24 protein-coding genes are annotated in these 22,012 nt (G+C 68.7%); 10 read left to right on the top strand and 14 right to left on the bottom strand.

Features of this window, described 5'->3' with window-relative positions; translation table 11 throughout:
* Window positions 1-15: 15 nt before the first annotated feature.
* Window positions 16-738 carry a VIT1/CCC1 transporter family protein gene (locus NRB56_RS36455; protein ID WP_319944053.1) on the top strand — a complete coding sequence of 241 codons (723 nt, stop codon included), beginning with the start codon at window positions 16-18 and terminating at the stop codon, window positions 736-738.
* Window positions 739-744: 6 nt separating this feature from the next.
* Here the strand turns inward: NRB56_RS36455 and NRB56_RS36450 are convergent, their stop codons facing one another.
* The 3 genes from NRB56_RS36450 to NRB56_RS36440 form a co-directional block, all read right to left on the bottom strand.
* Window positions 745-1,392: a pentapeptide repeat-containing protein gene (locus tag NRB56_RS36450; protein ID WP_319944052.1), complete on the bottom strand. Its 648-nt coding sequence runs from the start codon at window positions 1,390-1,392 to the stop codon at window positions 745-747.
* A 30-nt stretch (window positions 1,393-1,422) separates the two neighbouring features.
* Window positions 1,423-2,190 carry a hypothetical protein gene (locus NRB56_RS36445; RefSeq protein WP_153348920.1) on the bottom strand — a complete coding sequence of 256 codons (768 nt, stop codon included), beginning with the start codon at window positions 2,188-2,190 and terminating at the stop codon, window positions 1,423-1,425.
* 101 nt (window positions 2,191-2,291) lie between these two features.
* Window positions 2,292-2,684 (bottom strand): nitroreductase/quinone reductase family protein, encoded by a 393-nt coding sequence (locus NRB56_RS36440; protein ID WP_153348919.1) that lies wholly within the window; start codon window positions 2,682-2,684, stop codon window positions 2,292-2,294.
* 52 nt (window positions 2,685-2,736) lie between these two features.
* Between NRB56_RS36440 and mmuM the strand changes: the two genes are divergently transcribed.
* Complete coding sequence (gene mmuM / locus NRB56_RS36435) at window positions 2,737-3,609, top strand: homocysteine S-methyltransferase (RefSeq protein ID WP_319944058.1); 873 nt, start codon at window positions 2,737-2,739, stop codon at window positions 3,607-3,609.
* Window position 3,610: 1 nt separating this feature from the next.
* On the opposite strand, the gene NRB56_RS36430 is transcribed toward mmuM, so the two are convergent.
* Genes NRB56_RS36430 through NRB56_RS36420 form a run of 3 tightly spaced genes read right to left on the bottom strand, consistent with a single transcriptional unit; the run spans window position 3,611 to window position 5,468 of the window.
* Complete coding sequence (locus NRB56_RS36430) at window positions 3,611-4,624, bottom strand: zinc-dependent alcohol dehydrogenase family protein (RefSeq protein WP_153348918.1); 1,014 nt, start codon at window positions 4,622-4,624, stop codon at window positions 3,611-3,613.
* Window positions 4,621-5,034, bottom strand: a complete 414-nt coding sequence (locus tag NRB56_RS36425; RefSeq protein ID WP_153348917.1) for a cupin domain-containing protein — start codon at window positions 5,032-5,034, stop codon at window positions 4,621-4,623. Before NRB56_RS36425 ends, NRB56_RS36430 begins: the two co-directional genes overlap by 4 nt.
* Window positions 5,031-5,468 (bottom strand): hypothetical protein, encoded by a 438-nt coding sequence (locus NRB56_RS36420; RefSeq protein ID WP_153348916.1) that lies wholly within the window; start codon window positions 5,466-5,468, stop codon window positions 5,031-5,033. The genes NRB56_RS36425 and NRB56_RS36420 overlap by 4 nt, the downstream gene beginning before the upstream one ends.
* Before the next feature lie 87 nt (window positions 5,469-5,555).
* Here NRB56_RS36420 and NRB56_RS36415 point away from each other — a divergent pair, with 87 nt between their 5' ends.
* The 7 genes from NRB56_RS36415 to NRB56_RS36385 all read left to right on the top strand — a co-directional run bounded on the left by NRB56_RS36415 (window position 5,556) and on the right by NRB56_RS36385 (window position 14,046).
* Window positions 5,556-6,344: a helix-turn-helix domain-containing protein gene (locus NRB56_RS36415; protein ID WP_319944051.1), complete on the top strand. Its 789-nt coding sequence runs from the start codon at window positions 5,556-5,558 to the stop codon at window positions 6,342-6,344.
* A 75-nt stretch (window positions 6,345-6,419) separates the two neighbouring features.
* Complete coding sequence (locus NRB56_RS36410) at window positions 6,420-7,106, top strand: PadR family transcriptional regulator (RefSeq protein ID WP_153348915.1); 687 nt, start codon at window positions 6,420-6,422, stop codon at window positions 7,104-7,106.
* A gap of 184 nt (window positions 7,107-7,290) precedes the next feature.
* The gene (locus NRB56_RS36405) at window positions 7,291-8,496 is read left to right on the top strand and encodes an FAD-dependent monooxygenase (RefSeq protein WP_153348914.1); all 1,206 of its coding nucleotides are present in this window, start codon (window positions 7,291-7,293) and stop codon (window positions 8,494-8,496) included.
* Window positions 8,497-8,675: 179 nt separating this feature from the next.
* Window positions 8,676-9,188: a DUF4365 domain-containing protein gene (locus tag NRB56_RS36400; RefSeq protein WP_319944050.1), complete on the top strand. Its 513-nt coding sequence runs from the start codon at window positions 8,676-8,678 to the stop codon at window positions 9,186-9,188.
* Between the two features lie 6 nt (window positions 9,189-9,194).
* Window positions 9,195-10,253: a hypothetical protein gene (locus tag NRB56_RS36395; protein WP_153348913.1), complete on the top strand. Its 1,059-nt coding sequence runs from the start codon at window positions 9,195-9,197 to the stop codon at window positions 10,251-10,253.
* A gap of 20 nt (window positions 10,254-10,273) precedes the next feature.
* Window positions 10,274-10,882 carry a hypothetical protein gene (locus NRB56_RS36390; protein ID WP_153348912.1) on the top strand — a complete coding sequence of 203 codons (609 nt, stop codon included), beginning with the start codon at window positions 10,274-10,276 and terminating at the stop codon, window positions 10,880-10,882.
* Entirely contained in the window at window positions 10,879-14,046 is a 3,168-nt protein-coding gene (locus NRB56_RS36385; RefSeq protein WP_153348911.1) for an ATP-binding protein, read from the top strand. The genes NRB56_RS36390 and NRB56_RS36385 overlap by 4 nt, the downstream gene beginning before the upstream one ends.
* A 123-nt stretch (window positions 14,047-14,169) precedes the next feature.
* On the opposite strand, the gene NRB56_RS36380 is transcribed toward NRB56_RS36385, so the two are convergent.
* The 3 genes from NRB56_RS36380 to NRB56_RS36370 form a co-directional block, all read right to left on the bottom strand.
* Window positions 14,170-14,817 (bottom strand): CatB-related O-acetyltransferase, encoded by a 648-nt coding sequence (locus NRB56_RS36380; protein WP_153348910.1) that lies wholly within the window; start codon window positions 14,815-14,817, stop codon window positions 14,170-14,172.
* Window positions 14,818-14,886: 69 nt separating this feature from the next.
* Window positions 14,887-16,401 (bottom strand): FAD-dependent monooxygenase, encoded by a 1,515-nt coding sequence (locus tag NRB56_RS36375; protein WP_319944049.1) that lies wholly within the window; start codon window positions 16,399-16,401, stop codon window positions 14,887-14,889.
* Window positions 16,402-16,577: 176 nt separating this feature from the next.
* On the bottom strand, window positions 16,578-17,048 hold the full coding sequence (locus NRB56_RS36370; RefSeq protein ID WP_194291120.1) for a nuclear transport factor 2 family protein: 471 nt from the start codon (window positions 17,046-17,048) through the stop codon (window positions 16,578-16,580).
* A gap of 71 nt (window positions 17,049-17,119) precedes the next feature.
* On the opposite strand from NRB56_RS36370, the gene NRB56_RS36365 reads away from it, so the two are divergent.
* Window positions 17,120-17,383 carry a LysR family transcriptional regulator gene (locus NRB56_RS36365; RefSeq protein WP_153348907.1) on the top strand — a complete coding sequence of 88 codons (264 nt, stop codon included), beginning with the start codon at window positions 17,120-17,122 and terminating at the stop codon, window positions 17,381-17,383.
* Window positions 17,384-17,405: 22 nt separating this feature from the next.
* Here NRB56_RS36365 and NRB56_RS36360 read toward each other — a convergent pair whose 3' ends face one another.
* The 5 genes from NRB56_RS36360 to NRB56_RS36340 all read right to left on the bottom strand — a co-directional run bounded on the left by NRB56_RS36360 (window position 17,406) and on the right by NRB56_RS36340 (window position 21,821).
* A complete protein-coding gene (locus NRB56_RS36360; protein WP_153348906.1) occupies window positions 17,406-18,578 on the bottom strand; it encodes an epoxide hydrolase family protein in 1,173 nt (390 codons plus the stop codon).
* A 199-nt stretch (window positions 18,579-18,777) separates the two neighbouring features.
* Complete coding sequence (locus tag NRB56_RS36355; protein ID WP_153348905.1) at window positions 18,778-19,530, bottom strand: ESX secretion-associated protein EspG; 753 nt, start codon at window positions 19,528-19,530, stop codon at window positions 18,778-18,780.
* A 3-nt stretch (window positions 19,531-19,533) separates the two neighbouring features.
* Window positions 19,534-20,748, bottom strand: a complete 1,215-nt coding sequence (locus tag NRB56_RS36350) for a hypothetical protein (RefSeq protein ID WP_153348904.1) — start codon at window positions 20,746-20,748, stop codon at window positions 19,534-19,536.
* Window positions 20,745-21,254, bottom strand: coding sequence for a hypothetical protein (locus NRB56_RS36345; RefSeq protein WP_153348903.1), 510 nt, complete (start codon window positions 21,252-21,254; stop codon window positions 20,745-20,747). The genes NRB56_RS36350 and NRB56_RS36345 overlap by 4 nt, the downstream gene beginning before the upstream one ends.
* Window positions 21,255-21,308: 54 nt before the next feature.
* The gene (locus NRB56_RS36340) at window positions 21,309-21,821 is read right to left on the bottom strand and encodes a DUF3558 domain-containing protein (RefSeq protein ID WP_153348947.1); all 513 of its coding nucleotides are present in this window, start codon (window positions 21,819-21,821) and stop codon (window positions 21,309-21,311) included.
* Window positions 21,822-22,012: the final 191 nt, after the last annotated feature.

Here is a 22,012-nt window from a genome sequence, read left to right as displayed (position 1 = left end):
GCCGGAGGCGAACTCGTGAACGAGATCGGACATCGGACCCATCCGCGGGAACCGCACGGCGAGAGTTTCAACGCCAAGCTGAACTGGTTGCGAGCGGGTGTGCTCGGCGCGAACGACGGGATCGTGTCCACCGCGGGCCTGGTGGTGGGCGTCGCGGCGGTGTCGGCCGACGTCACCCCGATCCTCACCGCCGGGCTCGCGGGACTGGTGTCGGGGGCGATCTCCATGGCCGCCGGTGAATACGTCTCGGTCAGCACCCAGCGCGACACCGAGCGGGCGTTGCTGTCGAAGGAGAAGCGCGAACTGGCCGAGGAGCCCGATTACGAACTGCGGGAACTGGCCGAGATCTACGTGGGCAAGGGATTGTCCGCGGCCACCGCACGGCAGGTCGCGCGGGAACTCACCGCGCACGATGCCTTCGCCGCGCACGCCGACGCCGAATTGGGTTTGAATCCCGAGGATCTCACCAGCCCGTGGCAGGCGGCGGCGTCCTCGGCGGTGGCGTTCACGCTCGGCGCGCTGCTGCCGCTGCTGGCGATCACGCTGCCGCCCGCGACCTGGCGGGTGCCGGTCACGATCGTCGCGGTGCTGATCGCGCTGGCGGTCACCGGGACGGTGAGCGCCCGGCTCGGCGGCAGCCGGCCCCGGCGGGCGGTGCTGCGGGTGGTGATCGGGGGCGCGCTGGCGATGGCGGTCACCTACGGCATCGGCCAACTGCTGGGCGTGTCGGGACTGTGACCCCGGTCAGTCGTCGCTGACCACGATCCCGGCCGCGCGCGCGAATGCCGGTGCCAGATCGAACAATTGGCCGCTGCTGATGATCGCGCCCTTCAGCGCCGCGATGCCGCCGGTGAGATCGAGGGTGCGGGCGCCGCGCAGGTCGACCTCGGTGAAGGTGGTGCGGTGCAGGGTGACACCCTCGAGCCGGGAGCCGGGGAACGACACCCGGGCCAGCGTCGCCTCGTTGAAATCGGTACCGCGCAGCACGCAATCGGTGAAGGTGACATCGCGCAGCCGCGCGGTCCGGAAGTTCACCGACTCGAATTTGCAGCCGGTGAACCGGATCCGGTCCAGCCGGGCGCCGACGAACTCGGCGCCGGTGAGCGCGTTGTCGACGAGTTCGGTGTCCAGCCAACCGGATTGACCCAGATCGCCGCCGATCCAGCGGACCGCGCGCAGCAGCGACTCGTCGAAGCGCGCCTGCCGGAACTCGCCGCCGGTGAACTCGACGCCGGTGAAGACGGAGCGGGAGAACCGGATACCGCGGGCGTCGAGATCGGCGAACTCGCGCTCGTCGATGTGCGCGTACTCGTAATCGGTGTCGTACTCCGGCTCACCGTGGAACACCTCGAGGCGGCCGGTGTAGGGCAGATCGGCGAGGTCACGTGGCACGCCTGCACCCTACACGCCGGGCCCGCGGCCTCAGTGCCAGAGGAACGGGATGAGCCACGGCGGCGGCGCGGGCGCCGGAAGGGCATCCGGCTGACCGGGTGCGACCGGCGGCGGCGGGCCTTCGGGCGCGATCGGCTGTTCCGGCACGATCGGCTGTTCGGGGACCGGCGGGACGGTGCCCGGCCCCGGTGCCGGCGGCGCGCCCAGTTGCTCCGGTGCGCCGGGTACGGGTGAGACCGGGACACCCGGGGTGACCGTGCCCGACGGGGTTCCCTGCACCGATTGCGGTGTCCGCGCGGGCCCCGGGACGCATTCCCAGCCGTGACCGGCCGGGCGTTCCCAGTGCGAGGTGATGCCGTTGTGCGAGCAGTCGGCGCCGTCGCGCTGGTTGCCGCCGCTTTCCACCTGCGAGACGCATTCCCAGCCGCGGCCGATCACCAGGCCCCACTGCGCGACGAGACCGTCGTGGCTACAGTCCTCGCCGAGCCGGTGCTCCTCCATCCGGACCAGTGGCAGGCATTCCCAGTGGCTGTTGCGCACGGCCCACTGGCCGCTCACCTCGCCCTCGGAGCAGTCGTCACCGTTGTGGCGGCCGTCGGCGGACGGTGCGTTCGCGATCTCGCCGGTGGCCGCGACCGATTCCGGGTCGACGTCCTTGCCGGATCGGTCGAACAGCACCCCGATCAATGCCGCGACCGCCACGATCGCGACGGCGACCGCGACAACCGCCACGGTGCGTGTGGTCGTGCCGTTCCCGCCCGCCGGGCGGGCCGGTTGCGAATCCTCCGGTGACTCCATTGTCGGAACCTTTCGTCGACCAGTGCACTACCACCGATACGAAAGCCCATCACTTCGGCACGATACCAAGAAGACTATATTGCAGCATTTGTGACGCGCGATCAGTTCAGATCGACCCGGACCGTGAGCAGATCGGTACCCACCGCGCGCACGGCGGCACTGTTCGCACGCGGCAATTCCTTCAGCCGCGACCTGGCATCGTCGCTGGTCATGATATGTGCAACACCGGATTTCCAATGACCGTGCAGACGCAGCCGAACGCGATTATCCGCCCGGATATTACGAATATATTGCGACCGCTCGCCGAATTCGGAGACAAACCAGAATGAATCGCCGACACGACGTCCGCCCAGTGGTGTGATGCGCGGCCTGCCGCTGATTCGACCGGTGGTTTCCAGAAGTGTCTGCATACCCATCCGACGCGAAATCGGATTGGCAATGTGTCGTTGGAAAGTCGTTACCAACCGATGTTGGAGATCTCGTCTGCCGGCCATGTGCCGACCGTAATACAGTGGTGCCGTGGTTTTCGACCCGAGCGCGCGTCCGGTGATCTCCGACGGTGGTCTGGCCACCGAACTCGAGGCCCGCGGGCACGATCTGACCGACGCGTTGTGGTCGGCCCGGCTGCTGCTCGATGCCCCCGACGAGATCCGCGCGGCGCACGCGGCCTACTTCCGGGCGGGCGCGCGGATCGCGACCACCGCGAGCTATCAGGCGTCGTTCGAGGGCTTCGCCGCCCGCGGGCTGGATCGTGCGGCCGGCACTCGGTTGCTGCGCCGCAGCGTGGCCCTGGCCCGCGAGGCCCGCGACGAGGTCGCCGGCGACGGCCGGCCACGCTGGATCGCGGCCTCCGTCGGACCGTACGGGGCGATGCTCGCGGACGGTTCCGAATATCGCGGCCGATACGGGCTCGGCGCCGCCGCACTGCGCGAACGGCACCGTCCCCGGTTCGAGGCGCTGCTCGCGGCGGAGCCGGATCTGCTTGCGCTGGAGACCATTCCGGATGTCGACGAGGCGGTGGCGCTGGCCGATCTGGTGGCCGAGGCGGGCTACCCGGCCTGGCTGAGTTACACCGTCGACGGCGATCGCACCCGGGCCGGTCAGCCGCTGGCCGAGGCGTTCGCGGTGGCGGAGGTTACCCCGTATCTGGTGGCGGTCGGCGTGAACTGTTGCCGCCCGGCCGATGTCGCCCCGGCGATCGCGGCCGCCCGGGCCGCCACCGGCACACCGATCGTGGTGTATCCGAACAGCGGTGAGGGCTGGGATCCGGTCGCGCGCCGCTGGACCGGCGCCTCGGCGTTCGCCGAATCGCTGGTGCGCGAATGGATCACCGCCGGGGCCGACATCATCGGCGGCTGCTGCCGGGTCGGCCCGGCCGAGATCGCCGGGCTGGCCCGGATCTCGGCCGGGTGTCCGTGACTCAGCCGCGCTCGATCACCACCTTCCCGAACGGATCCCCGTCGCGGAAGTACCGATACGCCTCGGCGGCGTCCTCGAAGCGGAACACCCGGCCGACGACCGGCCGCAGCCGGTGCGCCGCGATCGCGCGGTTCATGTCCTCGAAGTCGGCCCGGCTGCCGACCGCGATCCGGCGGATCGACAGATATCCACCGCCGAACGGATCCCCGGCCGCGCCGTCGGCCGGGAACACCCCGATCACCGTGACCCGGGCGTTGAAGGCCGATGCCGCAACGGATTTCGCGAGGGTCGGGCGGCCCACCGCCTCCACGACATGGTCGACCCCGGCGCCGCCGGTGCGTTCCAGCACCGTCTGCTCCCAGTCCGGGAATTCGGTGCGGTCGATCACCTCGTCGGCGCCGAGTTCGCGCAACCGCCCGGCCTTCTCGGCGCTGGAGGTGATCGACAGCACGCGCGCCCCGCGCAGCCGCGCGAACCGCACCGCGAACAGGGCGACGCTGCCGGTGCCGACGGTCAGCACGGACTCCCCGGGCAGCACCGGCGCCGGGTCGGCCAGCGTCTTCCACGCCACGACCCCGGCGCAGCTCAGGCTCGCCGCCTCCGCATCGGTGAGGTGATCCGGTACGGCGACGGCCGAATCCTGTTCCAGCACGATGTGTTCGGCCAGCCAGCCGTCGTGGTTGGCGCCGTACTGCTCGCGGACATGCGCGAGCCGCTGCGGGCCGCGCAACCAGTGCAGGTAGTAGGTGGCGGTGACGCGGTCGCCGACCGCGACCCGCGTGACACCGTCGCCGACCGCGACCACCTCGCCGACCCCGTCCGACAACGGGACGACGCCGGGCGTCGCCGGCAGCGGGTAGCTGCCGTCCATCAGCATCAGGTCCCGCCGGTTGAACGACGCCGCCCGCACCCGCACGACGACCTGGGTCGGACCCGGCCGCGGCACCGGACGCGACACCTGCCGCAGTCCGTCCGGGCCCTCGCGGGGAACGAGTTGATACGCAACAGAATTCATGAGTCCACTCCGGAATCGGCTGGGATGAAGAGAGCTTCGAACGGCGGCTCGCCGACCGCGGCGGTGCTGTGCCCGGCGCCGTCCACATCGACGGCCAGTACGGGATCGCCGGGCCCGAAGCGCCGCCGCGCCCCGTCGGTGGTGGTCACCTCGATCGTGCCGCGCAACATCACCACCCACTGCCGAGCCGGCGCCGGATGCGGTGCGCTGTCGAAGAATTCGCTGCGCACGTAGGCCACCCCGGCGGCCGAGGGCAGTCCGCCGACCCGCATCGGCGGCACCCCCGGCGCGATCTCGCGGGCGGTGAGCGCGAGATCGGCGTCGGCGAACCGTGATCCGCCGTCCGGGCCGGTCACGATCGCGGTGTAGCGCAGGATGTCCGGCCGCGGGGCCGGGCCCGCCGCGGTCATGCCACGAACTGGTGATCGCTGCGCACCCGGCCGTCGGCGGCGAAGGTGAGCACCTCGAGTCCGGATCCGGCGACGGAATCGTCTGCCCGCGAACGCATCTCCCAGGTCACCGCGACCGCGCCGCCCGCGTGCCGGACCGGCTCGCCCGGCTGCACGAAAACGAATTCGCCGGTGCCGACGAACATCTCGTAGGCGCGGCCGACGCGCTCGGCCAGCGCGTCGTGACCCCGGATCTCCAGGGCGGGGAACGGAACGGACAGCCGGGCCGCCGCCGCGCGCATCTCCTCGGGCGGATTCACCATGAGCTGGTAGCCGTCCTCGGCCCACAACTCGCGGATCAACCGCCGGCGCTCGGCCGGATCGGGCTCGTTCCACTGGGCGACCCAGCGCTCGGCCAGCTGTTTCAGGTCGATGTCGGTGTCTCGATCGGTCATGCCGACGAGTCTGGGCCGGGCGACGGGGGCCGCGCGATTCCCCGCAGGGTATGGCCGGATGTCACCGCGGCGGGTCAGGATGGTGCCGTGACCACCGTGGCCGAGACCGGACCGTTCGCCCGTGAGCTGCGCCGATGGCGCGGCGTGCGGCGGTTGAGCCAGCTCGATCTGTCGATCCGCGCCGGCACCACGCAGCGCTATCTGAGCTTCCTCGAGCAGGGCCGATCCCAGCCCGGCCGCGCGATCGTGGTCCGGCTGGCCGAATCGCTGCGGCTGTCGCTGCGCGAGCGCAACGCACTGCTGATGTCGGCCGGTTACGCGCCCGCCTTCACCGAATCCGATTTCGGCGCACCGAGTTTGGCGCCGGTGCGGGAGGCGCTGCGCACCGTGCTCGCGGGCCACCTGCCGTATCCGGCGATCATCGTGGACCGGTACGGCACCCTGCTGGAGGCCAATGCCGGGTTCGCGCTGTTCACCGAGGATTGCGCCCCGGAGTTGCTGCGGCCGCCGATCAACGTGCGCCGCTTGGCCCTGCATCCGGACGGCCTGGCGAAGCGGGTCCGCAACCTGCCGGAATGGGGCCGGCACGTGACCGAGGCGCTGCGGCACCGGGCCCGCGTCAGCCCGGACCCCGAACTCGACGCCATGATCGAGGAACTGGAGTCGTACCTGCCGCCGGCCGAGCTCGGACCCGGTTACCTCGGCTTCGCCGTGCCGCTGCGGCTGCGCACCGGCGGCGGCGAGTTGCGCCTGATCACCACGCTGACCTCGTTCGCCACCGCCACCGACGTGGCGCTGGCCGAACTGCATCTGGAGGCGTTCCTGCCGGCCGACGAGGCCACCGCGACCCGGCTGCGCGACCGGTTCCAGGCCTGAGACGGATATCCACCCCTACTTGCCGACGAATACTCGTAGACGTATATTCGTAGACGAGTAAGGAGGTGGGCCCGGATGGCACAGAAGCGCAAGGTCGGCAATCTGCTGGCCCTGGCCGTGTTGGCGGCGCTGATCGAGCGGCCCATGCATCGCTACGAGATCGCCGCGGTCCTGAAGGAGCGCGGCAAGGACCGCGACATGGACATCAAGTGGGGCTCGCTCTACACGGTCGTCCAGAACCTGGAGAAGCACGGCTTCCTCGAGGTGGTCGGCAGTGAACGCGAGGGCGCCCGCCCCGAGCGGGTCATCTACCGCCTCACCACCGCCGGCCGCGACGAGGCGATCGACTGGACCCGCGAGCTCATCTCCACTCCCGAACCCGAGCATCACCGCTTCGTCGCCGGCCTGTCCATCGTGGGCATGGTGCCGCCCGACGACCTGATCGAACTGCTCGGTGTGCGGCTGACGCGGCTGGCCGAGCAGATCACGATCGCCCGGCAGGAGATCGCCGAGCAGGAAGGGGTGCTCCCCCGGCTGTTCATGATCGAGGCCGAATTCGGGGTCGCGATGCTCGAGGCCGAGGCCGCCTGGGTCCGCGGCTTCCGCGACGAACTGAGCTCCGGCACCTTCCCCGGCGTGGACTTCTGGCGGCGAATGCACGCCGAGGGGTTCCTGGCCGAGGCGGGAAGCGGCGAAATCGACTTCACCGCGGCAGCGAACTCGATCGAAAGGGGGGACCCCCACCCACCGGCGGGCCACTGACCCGCCTTCCGCAACCGGGCCCGGCGAGGTGCGGCAACACCTGCGCCGAGCCCGATCGAATTACCGTCTCGAACCACATTCGTGCAGGCGAATCCGGCCCAAGGCTGGCAAACCAAGGATAACCGCGCTCCCTGCACTCCCCGGTTCGGGCATTCCGACACGCAATCGCAGGGAGAAATTCGTCATGTCCATCCGTTCCGCACTCGTCATCGGCGGCGGCGTCGCCGGGCCCGTGGCCGCCACCGCACTGCAGATGGCCGGCATCGAGGCCCGCGTCTTCGAGGCGTACTCCGGCCCGGCCGTCAACATCGGCTCCAGCCTCGGCTTCGCCCCCAACGGCCTGGCCGCGCTCGACGTCGTCGGCGCCGGCGACGCGGTCCGCCGGCTCGCGCTGCCGATCCGTCACAGCGCGATGTCCCTCGGCCACAAGACAATCGAGATGCCCACCGCCGCCGACCTGGAACCACAGCAACTGGTCGACCGCAGCGATCTGCACACCGCGCTGCACGATCACGCTGTCGCCGCGGGCATCTCGTTCGAATACGACAAGCGCCTGGTGCGGGTGGACGAGCACGCCGACCGCGTCACCGCGCACTTCGCCGACGGCACCAGCGCCACCGCCGACATCCTGATCGGTTGCGACGGTGTGAAATCCACGGTCCGCACCCTGATCGATCCGAAGGCCCCCGGCGCGAACTACACCGGCATGCTCGGCTTCGGCGCGCCCTCCGGCGCCACGGTGGACGTCCCCGCCCACACCATGATCTTCGCCTTCGGCAAGAACGCCTACTACCTGTACTGGGTCGGCCCGGACGGCCGCGTCGGCTGGGGCGCCAACCTGCCCAGCAAGCGCTACATGACCGTCGGCGAGGCCCGCGCGATCCCCAGCGAGCAGTGGCTGCGCACCATGCGCGACACCTACGGCGAGGACGTCCCCGGCGCCGACCTGGTCCGGCACACCCGCCCGGAGGACCTGGTCGTCTCCGGCGGTCTGCACATCATGCCCCCGGTCCCGCACTGGCACCGCGGCCGCATGGTGCTGGTCGGCGACAGCGTGCACGCCCCCAGCAACAGCACCGGCCAGGGCGCCTCCCTGGCCATCGAGAGCGCCATCCAGCTCGCCCGCTGCCTGCGCGACTTCGACGACCCGACAACGGCTTTCACCGCCTACGAACGATTCCGCCGCCCCCGCGTCGAGGCCATCGCCGCCCGCGGCGCCAAGATCAATCACGCCAAAACCCCAGGACCGGTGATGCGCAAGGTCATGCCCGCCCTGATGCCGTTGATGTTCGGCTCGGCCAAACTCCAGCAGATCATGCGCCGCGAGCAGGGCTACCGCATCGACTGGGCCGCACCGGTCGACGAGAAGGCCGAACTCGCCTGGGCCTGAAGATAATTGTGCGCAGGCCCGGAATCATGATCTGATTCCGGGCCCGCTTCACCACCGTTCGGACCGATGTGCCACAGGATTGCCCGGATGCGCCCTGCGAACGGCACGGAATCGCTACAGTATCGATCGGCGCGCAGCCGGGGGTGCACGAGCAACATTCCGGCCGGTCGGAGGGGACAGTGCTGGATCCAAAGAATCAGCAGGGGAAATTCGGTGCGGACTACATTCGGGTCCTGGCCTCCGCGGCCGGGCTGATCTGGTCGCAGGACGATGTGGACCTGGACACCGTCGACCTGTGCCTGAAACTGCCCGGCCGCACGCCGCGCGGCTTCTCGCCGCGGATCGACGTCCAGGTCAAGACCGTCTCCACGCTCGACACCACGAGCGGTGTGGTCAATTACGACGGACTGAGCCACGCGCAGTTCAACAATCTCGCGGGCCCGGACTTCACGGTGCCGAGATACCTTTTCGTGGTTCATGTTCCGCGTAGTGCCACCAGTTACGCGGACCTCAGCACATTCGGGCTGTTGCTCCGTCATATCGGGTATTACGTGTCGCTGAGCGATCTTTCGCCGTTGCCGTCGTCCCGGCGCGATCGGCGCATCCGGGTGAAACTGCCGATGAGCAATGTGCTGACCGCGGAGAGCCTGCGTGGGCTCGTCGTCGGCAATGTCGTCACCCCGATCGGGTGACCGCCGATGACGCAGCCACCTCGGATCGAGGACGTGACCGGCTATCTGCGAACGCACGGCTGGATCGTCAGCGGTCGCTGGCGCGGGGCGGAGGTCTGGAGCCGGGACGAATACGACGTACTGTTGCCGCCCTCCGATACCGTGGCCGATGCGCGCTCACGGCTGCGTGAGCTGATCCGGTGTGTCGCTTCCGCCGAGGAACGCTCCGCCGCCGACGTCCGGCACGACATGCTCACTCCCGCAGTCGATATCGTGTCCTATCGAACGGACGGGGACACTGCCCTCACCCTCACCGCCGGGGCCGGCGCGCTGAGCGGGGTGCGCGATCTGTTCGCGGCGTGCGCGCGAGAGTCGTTGGACGAGAACAGCTCCGGTCAGCCCGGCCGGCCGCCGGAGGCGGTGCGCTCGCTCCTGGAACGATCATTGCTCGCCGTGTCCACCGAGACGTTCGGGATCGATGTCCGGGTACCGATCGACGGCGGCGAACCCGAGCCACTGGGCCGCCGGACCACACTGCGCCTGCTCCGGAGCTCGGCCCGCTTGCTGTCGGCGGTGGAGTCGGAAACCGATGCCGTGGAACGAGTCTCGCGGCACGATGTCTCCGAGGCGATCTGCGGCGCGCTGGCCGAGCTGGCGGGCGGCGGGCACACCGCCCCGTTCGAACTCGGCTTCCGCTGGTCACAACTCATTCCACGGGACAACACGGCGCTGCGATTCCCGGCCGGCGCCGGTGAGCGCATCCGGGCCGTGAGCCGGCGCACCGCGCAGGTCGTCGACACCGCCACGGTGGAAGGACTGGTCACCGAGCTGTCCGACGACGAGGAGGGCGACCGCTGGCGCGTCAAGGTACGCGGCACGCTCACCACGGGCGACGCCGAACCCGCGCCGCCACGGCAACTCGTCGCGGTACGGCTGGCCGACGCCACGCAGTACGCCGCGGCGCTGGCCGCACATCGCGACGGCCGGCTCGTGCGCGCGACCGGCTCCCTCGCCCGGACCCGGCGGACCCGCGAAATCACCACCGCGGAAACCGGTTTCATCACCATCGATCGCACCCATCCCTAGACCCCGAAAGAAGAGGCGATATGCCCGAAGATCAGCTGACACTGACCGAGCGTTGCGTCCTGCTCGTGCTGATGGCCGAGGCCCGTGAGCTCACCAACGCGGATCTGCTCACGCTCGCCGGCGTCAAACTCGACGGCCGATACCGTCTGCGGCTCAACGACCTCGGGCTGGTCAGCAGCGTGAAGGTGAACCGGGCTTATGTCCACGAACTCACCGATCGCGGCACGAAATGGTGTGCCGCCGAGCTGACCCGTTCCCGCCCCGCGCGTTCCGGCTGCGCGGGCGGCGCGCTGTACACCGTGCTGGCCGGGGTCGGCCGGCATCTGACCGACAGCGGGCACACCCTGGCCGATGTCTTCCGGCCCGATGTGGCGCGGCAGGTGCAGACCGCCTACGCGGAATTGACCGGCGGCAGTGGCACACCCGTGCGACTGGCCGTACTGCGGGCCACCCTGTCCGGGCTGCCCCGCGACGATGTCGACCGCGCGCTGGAGCAAATGGCGCGCCGCCCCGACGTGCACGTGCGCGCCGAGGCCGATCAGAAGATTCTCACCGACGAGGATCGTGCGGCCGCGGTCCGGCTCGGCGGCACGCCACGACATCTGCTCACCATCGAGGCGCCGAAATGAACGAGGATCAGCGCCGGGCACTGGCCGCGATCCAATTCGGCAGCGTGCTCGGCACGGAGGGCATCTGGACACCGCTGCGCTACCACGTCGACGGGCTGCACCCGCTGGCCACCGCGAAGATCCGGCGCGCGGTCGAGGCGGCCGCGAGCCGGCCGCGCAGCCAGCCGACCGGCCTGATCCTCAGCGGTGAGCGCGGTGTCGGCAAGACGCACATGCTCGGCTGGCTGCGCGCCTACGTTCAGGAGCAGGGCGGATCGTTCTTCATGCCCAAACTGCTGGACGGCGCGTCGTTCTGGGCCGGCGCGGTGCACGGCATCGTCAACCAGTTGCGCGGGGCCGACGGCGGGCAACTCGGCCGGATCATCGATACGCTGAGCGAAATCGCCGGATGCGACCGGGAATTGCGGGTCCGGTTGCACGGCACGCTCACCGTCGGCAGGGAACATCTCGACGAATTCATCGGCCAGGTGGACGATTTCGACCGTCAGTCGATGCGTGACTATCACGACACGCTGCGCGCGCTCGTGCTGTATCAGGCCAACCAGCGCGACGTGCGCGATGTCGGGCACAGCTTTCTGCTGCTGGAGGACGGTATCGACGAAACCGACCGCGCGGCATGGGGTTTCCGAGGCCGGCGGCGCAGCCCGCAGCAGATCTTCAACGATCTGTCCTGGTTGTTCGCGCTCACCGGCCCGGTGGTGCTGGCGATCGATCAGATCGACTCCGTGATCGCGCAGTCGGGACACGGCGGCGAGAACCGGCTCGCGGACGGGCTCGCCGACGGCCTGATGCGGATGCGGGAGGAAACCGTGCGCACCATCATCGTGGCCGCCTGCATCCCCAAATCGTGGGAACTGCTGGCCCACCGCGCGATCAATTCCGCCGCCGACCGTTTCACCGTGCTCGAACTGTCGACCAACATGCCGAGCTCGGATATGGCGCGAACGATCGTCGAGCGGCATCTCGCGGCTCAGTACGGCGAGATCGGGTTCGAACCACCCTATCCGAGCTGGCCGGTCGCGCCTCCGGCGTTCGAGGCTCGCGAGGTGTCCGACTACACGCCGCGCCGGCTGTTGCAGCAGGTCGACGAGCACGTCCAGCGATGCCTGAACCGCGGCACGATCATCGAGCTCGAAGCCTTCGAAACACCCGGCGACAGCGTGCTGCCGCATCCCGCCCCGCCCGCTCCCGGCGAGATGGCCGTGCTCGACGCTCAGTTCGAGCGTCTGTGCCGCTCCGCGGATGTGGTTGCGCCACTGGATCCCCGGCACGAGGACGAGCGAATGTTCGCCCTGCTCAACGCGGCACTGCGATGCTTCGCGCTGGAACAGCGCGGCAGCGGGACGGAGCTGATCGTCGATCAGGCGGCCACCTTGCAGTCGGCGTTGCATGCCCGGCTGCGCCGCACGCTGGACGAGGCTACCGAGGACGAAGAGCATTGGAGCTTCCGATCCATCGGCCACACCCATGCGCGCGCCGTGCAGACCCGGTTGCGCTCGGCGTCCCTCGAGGCGGGAATCCAACCCGGCACGGACAAACGGCATCTCGTGGTGGTACGCAACATGCCGTTCTCCTCCGGCCGGGTCACCGCCGAGATGCTCACCGAATTCCAGGCGGCCGGCGGTGTCGCGGTGCCTATCTCGGAGGAGGACCTCCGGGTCTTCGCCGCGCTGGACGCGATGCTCATCGACTCCGCGCCCGGCTTCGCCGACTGGCTCGCGATCCGGAAACCGGCGAGCCGGTCGCGACTGCTCAGCCGGGTGATCCCCGCCGTCCCGGTCGATCCGCCGAACGGAACGCGGAAATCGTCCTTCGACGGATTCACCGAGCCGGACCCGGTCCCGACCCGTCCCGGCGAAACCAATTCCGCGGCAGCACATCCCGGTGCACCGTCGCCCGAAGAACGCATCCCTCGGGCCGACCCGGCCGAGACCCCGGCGGCGGTTCCGCTCGGCCGCAGCATGGACGGCCGGAACGAATTCCGGGTCCCGCTCGTCCTGTTGCGCAAGCACACAGCCGTTTTCGCCGGCAGCGGTTCGGGCAAGACGGTATTGCTCCGGCGCCTGGTGGAAGAAGCCGCACTGCAAGGTGTTTCAGCGATCCTGATCGACAGCAACAACGACCTGGCGCGCTTGGGCGACCCCTGGCCCGAACCGCCGATCGGCTGGGGTCCGCGCGATGCGGATCGCGCCGCGGAGTACCTCGAGAACACCGATGTGGTCGTGTGGACGCCACGGCGTGCGGCGGGACGCCCGCTCGCGCTGAACCCACTGCCGGACTTCCGCGACGTACTGGACGATCCCGACGAATTCCGCACCTCCGTCGACGCCTCGGTCGCCGGCCTGCTGCCGAGAGCCGGATTGACCGCTCGTCAGGTCGACAAGGGCGCCGCCGTACTACGCGAGGCACTGACCCACTTCGCCACCAACGGCGGCAGCGAACTACGCGATTTCGTGGCGCTGCTCGCGAATCTGCCCGAGGGAGTGAGCATCATCGCGAACGCACCGCGGCGGGCCGCCGAGATGGCCGACAGCCTCACCGCGGCGATGATCAACGACCCGGTGTTCGGCGGCGCGGGCGAGCGGCTGGATCCGGGCGCACTGCTGACCCCCACCGCGGGCAGACGCGCGAGGGTGTCCGTCGTCAATTTCATCGGCCTGCCGACCGACGAGCAACGGCAGACGTTCGTCAACCAGCTGCAATTGGCGTTGTTCGCGTGGATCAAGCGCAACCCGGCGAGGGATCGCCCCCTGGGTGGCCTGCTCGTACTGGACGAGGCGCAGACGTTCGTGCCGTCACAACGCTTCACGGCGTCCACCGAGAGCACCCTGAAGCTGGCGACCCAGGCCCGCAAGTACGGACTCGGCATGGTGTACGCGACCCAGGCGCCGAAAGCGTTGCACAACATGGTGACCGGCAACGCCGCCACCCAATTCTTCGGATTACTGAACGCGGCGGTGCAGATCCAGGCCGCCACCGAACTGGCCCGCGCCAAAGGTGGCCGGATAGACGACATTTCGCACCTCAAAGCCGGCCGCTTCTACGGAGCCACGGAGGGTTCGGGTTTCGAGAAGATCGATGTGCCGATGTGCCTGAGCCACCATCCACCCAGCGCACTCACCGAAGAGGAAGTGATCGAGCGCGCCCGCCGGCGCAACGACTGAGCGCGATGCCGCGAGCCGAGGCGGACATCGCCCGTGCCGTCGCATCGCGATATGTGCGGACCGAGAAAGCATGAGCCGTACTCCTTTTCGGGACGTGGCAACACGTCCGGGAACGACACGGGGTCACAGGGAAGCCGGTGCGGCGGCTTCGAGTTCGGCGACGGTGCCGGACATGACGATTCGAATGTGGTCGGTGAGGTGTTCCACCGGCCAGTTCCACCAGGCCAGCGCGAGCAGGCGGGCGATGTCGGCATCGTCGTAACGGGTACGGATGAGCCGGGCCGGATTACCGCCGACGATGCCGTAGTCGGGCACATCGCCGGTGACGACCGCGCCGGCTCCGATGATCGCGCCGTGCCCGATCCGGATGCCGGGCAGCACCGTGGTGCCGTAGCCGAACCAGACGTCGTTGCCGACCACCGTGTCACCCCGATTCGGCAGATCGGTGAGCAGGTCGAAGTGTTGTGACCACGAGCCGCCCATGGTGGGGAACGGGAAGGTCGACGGGCCGTCCATGCGGTGGTTGGCCCCGTTCATGATGAATCGCACGCCGGTGCCCAGCGCGCAGAATTTCCCGATGATCAGCTTCTCGGGACCGTAGTGGTACAGCACATTCCGGGTTTCGAAGGCGGTCGGGTCGTCGGGGTCGTCGTAGTAGGTGAACTCACCGACCTCGATCAGCGGTGACGTGATCATCGGCCGGAGCAGCACCACTCGCGGCTGTCCGGGCATGGGGTGCAGTACGGTCGGGTCGGCGGGACCGGTGGGCATCCGAAACTCCTTCTGTGCGGTGATGATCGGGTATGGGCGCCGGCCGCCGCGCGGCCGGGCGGCGTGTTCTCAGGGGGTGCCGAACCAGTGGGACAGGGCTCGGCGCAGTCCGGATACCGCTGTGCCGGTGGGTTCGTCGATCGCGGCGGCCCAGGCGATGTGGGCATCCGGGCGGATCAGCAGGGCGTCGGCCTGCGGGTCGCCGGTCTTCGCGGTGCGGATATCGATGCGAGAGTGCCATTCCTGGGCGGCTTCTCGCAGATCGGCGCGGTCGGCGAGGTCGAGCAGGACCGGCCGTGCGGTGTGCAGGAGTTCGGCCACGCTGCCGGCGCCGCGGTCGGTGTGCAGCGTGAGATCCGGCACGAAGGTACCGGTCAGGTTGTGGCCGTTGTGGTTCGGTGATGCGTAGCGGCTGTCCGAACCCGCGATGAGCGCCGCGACGCGCCGCAAGGGTTGCTCGTCGGTGAGCAGTTCCTGAAACACCGAGCGCAAGGCTTCGGCGGCGGGGTCGTGCCCGCGTCGCAGCGCCGCCTGTGCCCGGGTGTGCAGCATGACCCGGGCCCCCGCGCGGTGGCGTTCGTCGTGATAGGTGTCCAGCAGACCGTCCGGTGCCCAGCCGTGGACGTCGGCGGCCAGCTTCCAGGCCAGGTTCACCGCATCGAGCATGCCCGCGTTGATCGCCACCCCGGTGGCCGGGAACAGGTGGGCGGCGTCACCGGCCAGCAGAATCCGGCCGGCGCGGTAATTCTCGGCCTGCCGATCCTTGAAGGTGAAGCGGGACAACCGCATCGCCTCCGCCACGGGGAGATCCACGCCGAGCACCCGCCGAATGCTGTCCCGCAGTTCGTCCACCGTCATCGGTACGTCGTCGTCGTATTCGACGGTCTCGTCCTCGGTCGTGAAGAGGGACAGCACAGGAGAATCGGCCGATCCGCCGAGGCCGAAGAGTCCGCGATCCGTACGCGTGAAACCCGTTCGGACCGTGCCGAATCCGGGGACATCGAGACTGCCGTCGGCGAGTCCGGTCACCGAATCCGCCAGCGTGACCTGGGCCAGCCGGTTCACCTCCGGATATGTGCTGCCGGGGAAGGCGATTCCGGCCAGCTCGCGGACGCGGCTGCGGCCCCCGTCGCAGCCCACCAGATAACGCGCCCGCACCCGGTACTCCCCCGCCGGTCCGCGCACGTGGGCGGTGACCGCGGTGGCGTCCTGGCTCACGCCGATCACCCGATGCCCGCGACGGATCTCGACATCGAGTTCACCGACGCGTTCGTCGAGCAGCCGTTCGAGGGTCTGCTGCGGCAGCGGCAGGGCGTGCATCGGCGAATCGGTCAGGCCGGTGAAGTCCACGTGTACCCCGCCGAACGGGAACCGCGGCGCCGGCACGGGATCGGTGCAGGCGGCCTCGAACCGCTCCAGCAATCCGCGGAAGCGCAACAGTTGCAGGATCTGCCCACCGAGGCCGCCTGCCTTCGGGGTGTCACGGCGCTGCGGCTGCCGCTCCAATACCAGCGGCCGCACACCGGCCAGCGCCAGTTCGGCCGCCAGCATCGAACCGGTCGGGCCCGCACCCACGATCACCACGTCCGCATCCACCACTACCGGCCTGTTCGCCGCGGCCCTGTCCGTTCCCGTCGTCGGCACTGCACGCATCTCGGTCCTCCCGTTCCGGCCGGTTTCGGCCCAGGGCGATGATTTTGCGGTACAGCCCGGGTCTTGCCGCAAGCCCCGGTGTGCGATATACATTGATAACGGAAGGATTACTTCCCTACTCTCGCGTGACCACTTTCAGCGCGTAGTTCCTCTTCCGCCTCGGCCTGGTGGATCAGCGGCGCCGGAATCAGTGGGTCGAGCACTCGCTCCACCAGCGCGGTGTCGCAGTGTTCGATCACTTCCACGATGCGGCCGCCGGCGATGCGGAAGATGAAGCAGTAGGTCTGGTGGTACGGCTCGCCGCGCGTGGTGGTGGCGTAACCGCGGGCCTGGACGACGACGCGGTCACCTTCCGCGACGATCAGGTCGGCCTCGTTACGGTAGCCGTCGGCGAATTGCCGGGCGAGCGGACGGAGCAGGCCGTCGACAACCGCCGACCTCGGTTCCCAGACGCCGGACCATGACCAGTCGCCGGGAAACACCCAGCGGCAGTCCTCGGCCATCGCCGCACCCAGTGCTTGCGAATTCCCTTGTGCCAGTTGGTCGAACAGTTCTGCGATGAATTCCCGGTTGTTCACGGACCCGAATCTACGACCAGCGGAGCTGTGCAACCAGCGAGGATCTCGCACAGCTGGTATCAGTAATACGCATGGGTGAGTTCACGGTGACGGGCCTGCGAGTGGTGCGGGAAGCGGCGCGCACGGGGTCGTTCTCCGGTGCCGCGGAGCGGCTGGGCTACACCCAATCCGCGGTGTCGCGGCAGGTGACCTTGATGGAACAGGCCGCCGGACGGCCGCTTTTCGAGCGGCTGGCCCGCGGGGTGCGGCCCACCGAGGCGGGCCGGGTGGTGCGTGACGAGGCTGCCCGCCTGGTGCACGATATCCGGGATACGCTGCGCGACAACCGTTCCTGACGCGAACTCGGATAGGCCGGGTTCACCGGTCGGCGGCCAGCACCGCCGCCAGTCCTTCCCGCAGATCTCCGACGAAGAACTCGGGAACCTCCAGCGACGGGAAATGACCTCCGGTATCGGGCGACCCCCATCGCACGATCCGCCGGAACCGTTCCTGCGCCCAAGGGCGCGGGCATTTCTCGATGTCGCGGGGGTAGACGCTGATCGCCGAGGGGACGTCGACCCGGAGTTCGGGGTCGAGCGAGTTGTGGCTCTCGTGGTAGATGCGGGCAGCGGATGCGCCGGTCCGCGTCAGCCAATACAGGGTGACGTCGTCGAGAATCCGGTCCCTGGAAATCGTTTCGAACGGGCTGTCCTCGGTGTCCGTCCACTCGGCGAACTTGTCGAGGATCCAGGCGAGCAGGCCGACCGGCGAATCGACGAGCGAGTAACCGATGGTCTGCGGCCGGGTCGCCTGCTGCTTCGCGTACGCCGCGCGGTGGAGCCAGAAATCCCTTGTCTCCTCGGCCCATTCGCGTTCGGTCGCGGTCAGCCCGTCCATCGGCAACCCGGGCGGGGCCTGCGCGGTCGTCGTGTGGATACCGAGCACGTGCGCCGGGAACCGGCCGCCGAGAACCGTCGTGATGACGCCGCCCCAGTCGCCGCCCTGGGCCGCGAACCGGTCGTAGCCGAGTCTTCCCATCAGTTCCACCCATGCGGCCGCGATCTTTTCGATGCCCCATCCGGGAGTGGCCGGCTTGTCGCTGTAACCGAAGCCCGGCAGCGACGGAGCCACGACGTGGAATGCCGGCGTGCCCGCATCTCTCGGATTCGCCAGTTCGTCCACGATATCGACGAACTCGGCGATGCTGCCCGGCCAGCCGTGGGTCAGGACGAGCGGCGTGGCGTCCGCGCGCGCGGACCGACGGTGCAGGAAGTGGATTCCCAATCCATCTATGGTCGTGCGGAATTGGCCGATCTCGTCCAGGCGTTCTTCGAACGAACGCCAGTCGTACTCGGTGCGCCAGTAGTTCACGAGATCGATGAGGTCCGCCAGCGGGACGCCCTGATCCCATCGGCCGCGACCGGGCGCGGTAGGATGGACCGTCTCGGCCTCCGGCAGTCGCGCCGCGGCCAATCGCGCACGCAGATCATCGAGATCGGCATCGGACGCGCGGGCCTCGAATGCCCGTACGTCGCTCGTCGCGAGACTCATGAGATGCGGTCGCCGATGCCTGCTGCCGCGGTGACCACGCCACGCCCGACGGGCGGTACTGCGGAGCCGAACCACTGTGTGCGCATGAGACCTCCCAGTCCTCTCGGTTCCATGCGGGGTTACCCAACTGCCGCTCTCGGTAACATTTCGGCGAAAGCCACACGGGGGACCCCGGCCGGACCATCGTGGCAATCGCCCGTTACCAGGCTTCGTCGGGGCGCCGGCGTTGCAGGGTGTGGTCGATCCAGGTGGTGAAGAGGTCGGTGAGGTCGCCGACGGCGGCCGGGCGGAGAGTGAGGTGGTCGCGGGTCATCAGTTGCAGGTACCGGCCGTCCTCGGGGATATCGAGCCATTGACCGGTGAACAACGGGATCGGCTCCGCGTAGAGCGGGCCGGTGACCAGGGCGGCTACCCCGCCGCCGGCGGCGCGGCGGATGCGGCGGCGCAGGCGACGTCGCGGGTCGGGACGATGGTCGTCGGGTGCGGCGGTGGCGCTCAGGTCGGCGCGGTGGAAGGTTTCCGGCGGTTCGGTGCCCGCCGGGTGACGGGGCAGGATGTGGGCCAGGCGGGGGGCCAGTTCGGCGGGGGTGAAGATCCGGCAGCGGATACGGCCGTGCGCGGTGGCGGTGGCGGTCTGGGTCAGCAGGACGGCGTGATCGGTGGTGCGAGCACCCAGGATTCGGTATCGCCGGACCTCGCCGTTTCCGAGAGTGGCCGAGTCGCCGAGGATTTCGATCCGCAGGTCGGCGGTGTCCAGGGTGTGGAACGCCAGCCGGATGAGGTCGGTCTCGTCACGGCTGTAGCCGGCGCGCACTGCGGCGCGGTGTGCGGCAACCTGGTTCGTGGTGCGGAAACGACTCGTGTAGTCCAACGGCCGAGGGAAGCGGTCGTGCGCGTCACTGTTCCACAGGACCGCGAAATCATCCGGGTCCCAATCCCATTCGGTTGTCATCGATCAGGGAGTTTCCGGGGCGGGTGCGGGCTCGTCGACTCCGATCACACCCTCGGGGAGAGTGTGCGGCGGAGTACCCAGGAGCTCCTCGGTGTTCTTCTTGTCCTTCAGCCACTCCGGGGACTTGTGAGCGCGCTCGTCCTCCTCGGATTTCCCCCGGCCCGGCGGGACCATACCCGGCATCCCCATACCGGGGGCGCCCGGCAGGCCCGCCTGTGCGGCCATCGGCCGCACGGAAGCCCCTGCCGCAGTGGGATTTCCGGGGATCGCCCGACCGGGGGACGCGCCGAGGGGACCATTGACATCCCCGCCGGGACCGGCGCTACCGTAGCCGCCGCCACCCGGGTAGGCCGACGGGCCGAAGCTCGTCGGCCTGGTGGTGACTTCACCGGGAACTGTTCCGGCCGAACGGGTTTCGTCTCGATTCGAGTGACCGCCCTGCGCCTGCCCGTCGACGGGATGATCCGATCCGGCGGCATCCGCCGATGGGCCGCTCGTGTCGGCGGGCTGGTCCTGAGCACCCGGCGCGGTGTCACCGCCGGGAGCCGTGCCGTCATCGAGGCCCCCGGTACCGTTCGGGCCGCTGTACCCGTTGCCACCAACGCCGACCGGCCCGTGCTCGACACCGGCCTGGCCCGGCTGCCACGAATACAGCGGACTGGTCGGCGAAACCGGTTCGGGGAGAACGGGTATGCGTGAATCCGCGTGCACGAAGTCGACCAGATAGTTGTTCTGCATCGCGGCCTGCGCCTTCGCCTTGGCCTCGTTGATCTTCGTCACCGAGCGCGATCCGTGGTGGAGGAAATCCCAGCCGTCGGTGTTGAAAGCATGCTCGTACCAGGGGCCGACCGTGGACTGCGGTTCCGGTTCGACACCCTTCTTGGTGTTGACGATTCCGGTCGCCGCCGTCGTCACCTGCTCGGCCAGCGCCATCAGCGCGGGGGTCAGATCCTGGGCGCGCTGCGCGTAGTTGTTGATCGCCGCACGAGACGCCTCGGCGGCAGGCCCCTCCCAGGCGGACGCACTGGAACGCTGGATCCGAGCGGCGAAAGTGGCGACATCGGCGGCCCACGTCCGGGCCATATGGTCGTACTTTTCCGCCGCGTTGTGAGCGTCGGTGGTGTCCTGAGGATGGAAAGCGCGGTAGAGGTCCCAGTGTTCGAACGACGACGGATTCTCCTTGTCCGCGATATGCGGAGGTTCGTTCACGATGCTCATCGCCACTTCCCTTCCCCGGCCTGCATCGGCCCCTGGATCGCAGCCGTCCCGATCCCACTCGGCGGCATGTTCGCCATCAACTCGTTGTACCGCGCGGCGAACACCTCATCGGTTTCGATGTAGCGCTGCGCGATCGTACGGTGCAGCTCCTGGAGGCTGTCGACTATTCGATAGTGCTGGTCCAGAATGTCATACACGTTGTTGTTCGAATCCTGACCCGCATCGACGATCCCCGCCTTTGCACGGAACCGATGGACGACAGTTTTGGCAGAGGTCAAGATCGACTGATCTTCGCCCAGCCCCCACTTCTTCTGTGCTGCAATCTCACGTGCAACCCGCTGCAGACGTTGAATCGACTCCTTGAAATCCCTGCAATCACGTTCTATGTAGGCAAATTCTTCGGCGTTGACCCGCATATCGGCATTGAAGTTGACCGTCAACCGCCCTGCTTTCGCCTCGGAGATCAGATCCCCCAGTACCGGCTGTGACGGTGTGGGCTCTGCCATCGGTTTTCACCTTCTCCCCAGCGGAACAGCTGCGTTGTCATGAACATTTCGAGGTCACACCGACGTGGGAACCAGCGGAACGACCTTGGCTGCGAGAGTTTTCGCGATCAGGCAGGTATCCATCGAGCCGGTCAGACGCCGGGAGGCCGGGTTGTCGAGAAAAAACTCCAGACTTCCGTTCTTGAGTTCCACATCGAGAATGCAGCCGTGCTGAAGATCCGTTGCGTCACTGTCGTGGTAGGTGATTGCGGCGCGGCCACCGACGGTCAGTTCCTCGGCTATCTTGAGGCCGGGATTGGCACGAACCATCGACAACGTGACGTTCGTAGCCCGGATCGACACCGAGTAACCGTCGGATTGAACCCAGCCGCACCCCCTCCACTGCGTGCCACCATTCCCGTTGGAATCGTCTCTTTCCTTGCCGTGCAACTGTTCCGAATCCAGCACCGGCTTCAACGCATCCGAGCACGGATCGAACCCGGTCGGAGCAGGCGGCAACGCCGTGGACGACACCACCGTGCTACCAGCCGGATGAGCATCTCCATCTACAGAACTCCCACACCCCATCACCCCACCCCCCACAACACCGAGCACACAAACACTCCCGAGAACCCGCCCCCAACCGTTCATGCGAATCCCCCTCGGCGCCGGCGCAACAGACCAGGTCACCGGGGTCGGCCGGCTCTCCGCCCCCAGATCGGCTGCGGCCGACCATACTCGCCGGTGCGTAACCCCTGCAACCCATCCGAACGAACATT

This window comes from Nocardia aurantia, assembly GCF_009604425.1.
GTDB lineage: Bacteria > Actinomycetota > Actinomycetes > Mycobacteriales > Mycobacteriaceae > Nocardia > Nocardia aurantia.
The sequence above is the reverse complement of the archived record's forward strand: the minus strand, read 5'-3'. Positions and strand labels throughout refer to the sequence as shown.

Excerpts from the sequence above, each read along its gene's own strand:
- NRB56_RS36430 (WP_153348918.1), bottom strand. The coding sequence starts at position 4,624 with ATGAATTCTGTTGCGTATCAACTCGTTCCCCGCGAGGGCCCGGACGGA.
- NRB56_RS36355 (WP_153348905.1), bottom strand. The coding sequence starts at position 19,530 with ATGACAACCGAATGGGATTGGGACCCGGATGATTTCGCGGTCCTGTGG.
- NRB56_RS36440 (WP_153348919.1), bottom strand. The coding sequence starts at position 2,684 with ATGGCCGGCAGACGAGATCTCCAACATCGGTTGGTAACGACTTTCCAA.
- NRB56_RS36340 (WP_153348947.1), bottom strand. The coding sequence starts at position 21,821 with ATGGGGTGTGGGAGTTCTGTAGATGGAGATGCTCATCCGGCTGGTAGC.
- NRB56_RS36360 (WP_153348906.1), bottom strand. The coding sequence starts at position 18,578 with ATGAGTCTCGCGACGAGCGACGTACGGGCATTCGAGGCCCGCGCGTCC.
- NRB56_RS36395 (WP_153348913.1), top strand. The coding sequence starts at position 9,195 with ATGACGCAGCCACCTCGGATCGAGGACGTGACCGGCTATCTGCGAACG.
- NRB56_RS36390 (WP_153348912.1), top strand. The coding sequence starts at position 10,274 with ATGCCCGAAGATCAGCTGACACTGACCGAGCGTTGCGTCCTGCTCGTG.
- NRB56_RS36350 (WP_153348904.1), bottom strand. The coding sequence starts at position 20,748 with ATGAGCATCGTGAACGAACCTCCGCATATCGCGGACAAGGAGAATCCG.
- NRB56_RS36345 (WP_153348903.1), bottom strand. The coding sequence starts at position 21,254 with ATGGCAGAGCCCACACCGTCACAGCCGGTACTGGGGGATCTGATCTCC.
- NRB56_RS36445 (WP_153348920.1), bottom strand. The coding sequence starts at position 2,190 with ATGGAGTCACCGGAGGATTCGCAACCGGCCCGCCCGGCGGGCGGGAAC.
- NRB56_RS36410 (WP_153348915.1), top strand. The coding sequence starts at position 6,420 with ATGGCACAGAAGCGCAAGGTCGGCAATCTGCTGGCCCTGGCCGTGTTG.
- NRB56_RS36425 (WP_153348917.1), bottom strand. The coding sequence starts at position 5,034 with ATGACCGCGGCGGGCCCGGCCCCGCGGCCGGACATCCTGCGCTACACC.
- NRB56_RS36365 (WP_153348907.1), top strand. The coding sequence starts at position 17,120 with ATGGGTGAGTTCACGGTGACGGGCCTGCGAGTGGTGCGGGAAGCGGCG.
- NRB56_RS36420 (WP_153348916.1), bottom strand. The coding sequence starts at position 5,468 with ATGACCGATCGAGACACCGACATCGACCTGAAACAGCTGGCCGAGCGC.
- NRB56_RS36405 (WP_153348914.1), top strand. The coding sequence starts at position 7,291 with ATGTCCATCCGTTCCGCACTCGTCATCGGCGGCGGCGTCGCCGGGCCC.
- NRB56_RS36380 (WP_153348910.1), bottom strand. The coding sequence starts at position 14,817 with ATGCCCACCGGTCCCGCCGACCCGACCGTACTGCACCCCATGCCCGGA.
- NRB56_RS36385 (WP_153348911.1), top strand. The coding sequence starts at position 10,879 with ATGAACGAGGATCAGCGCCGGGCACTGGCCGCGATCCAATTCGGCAGC.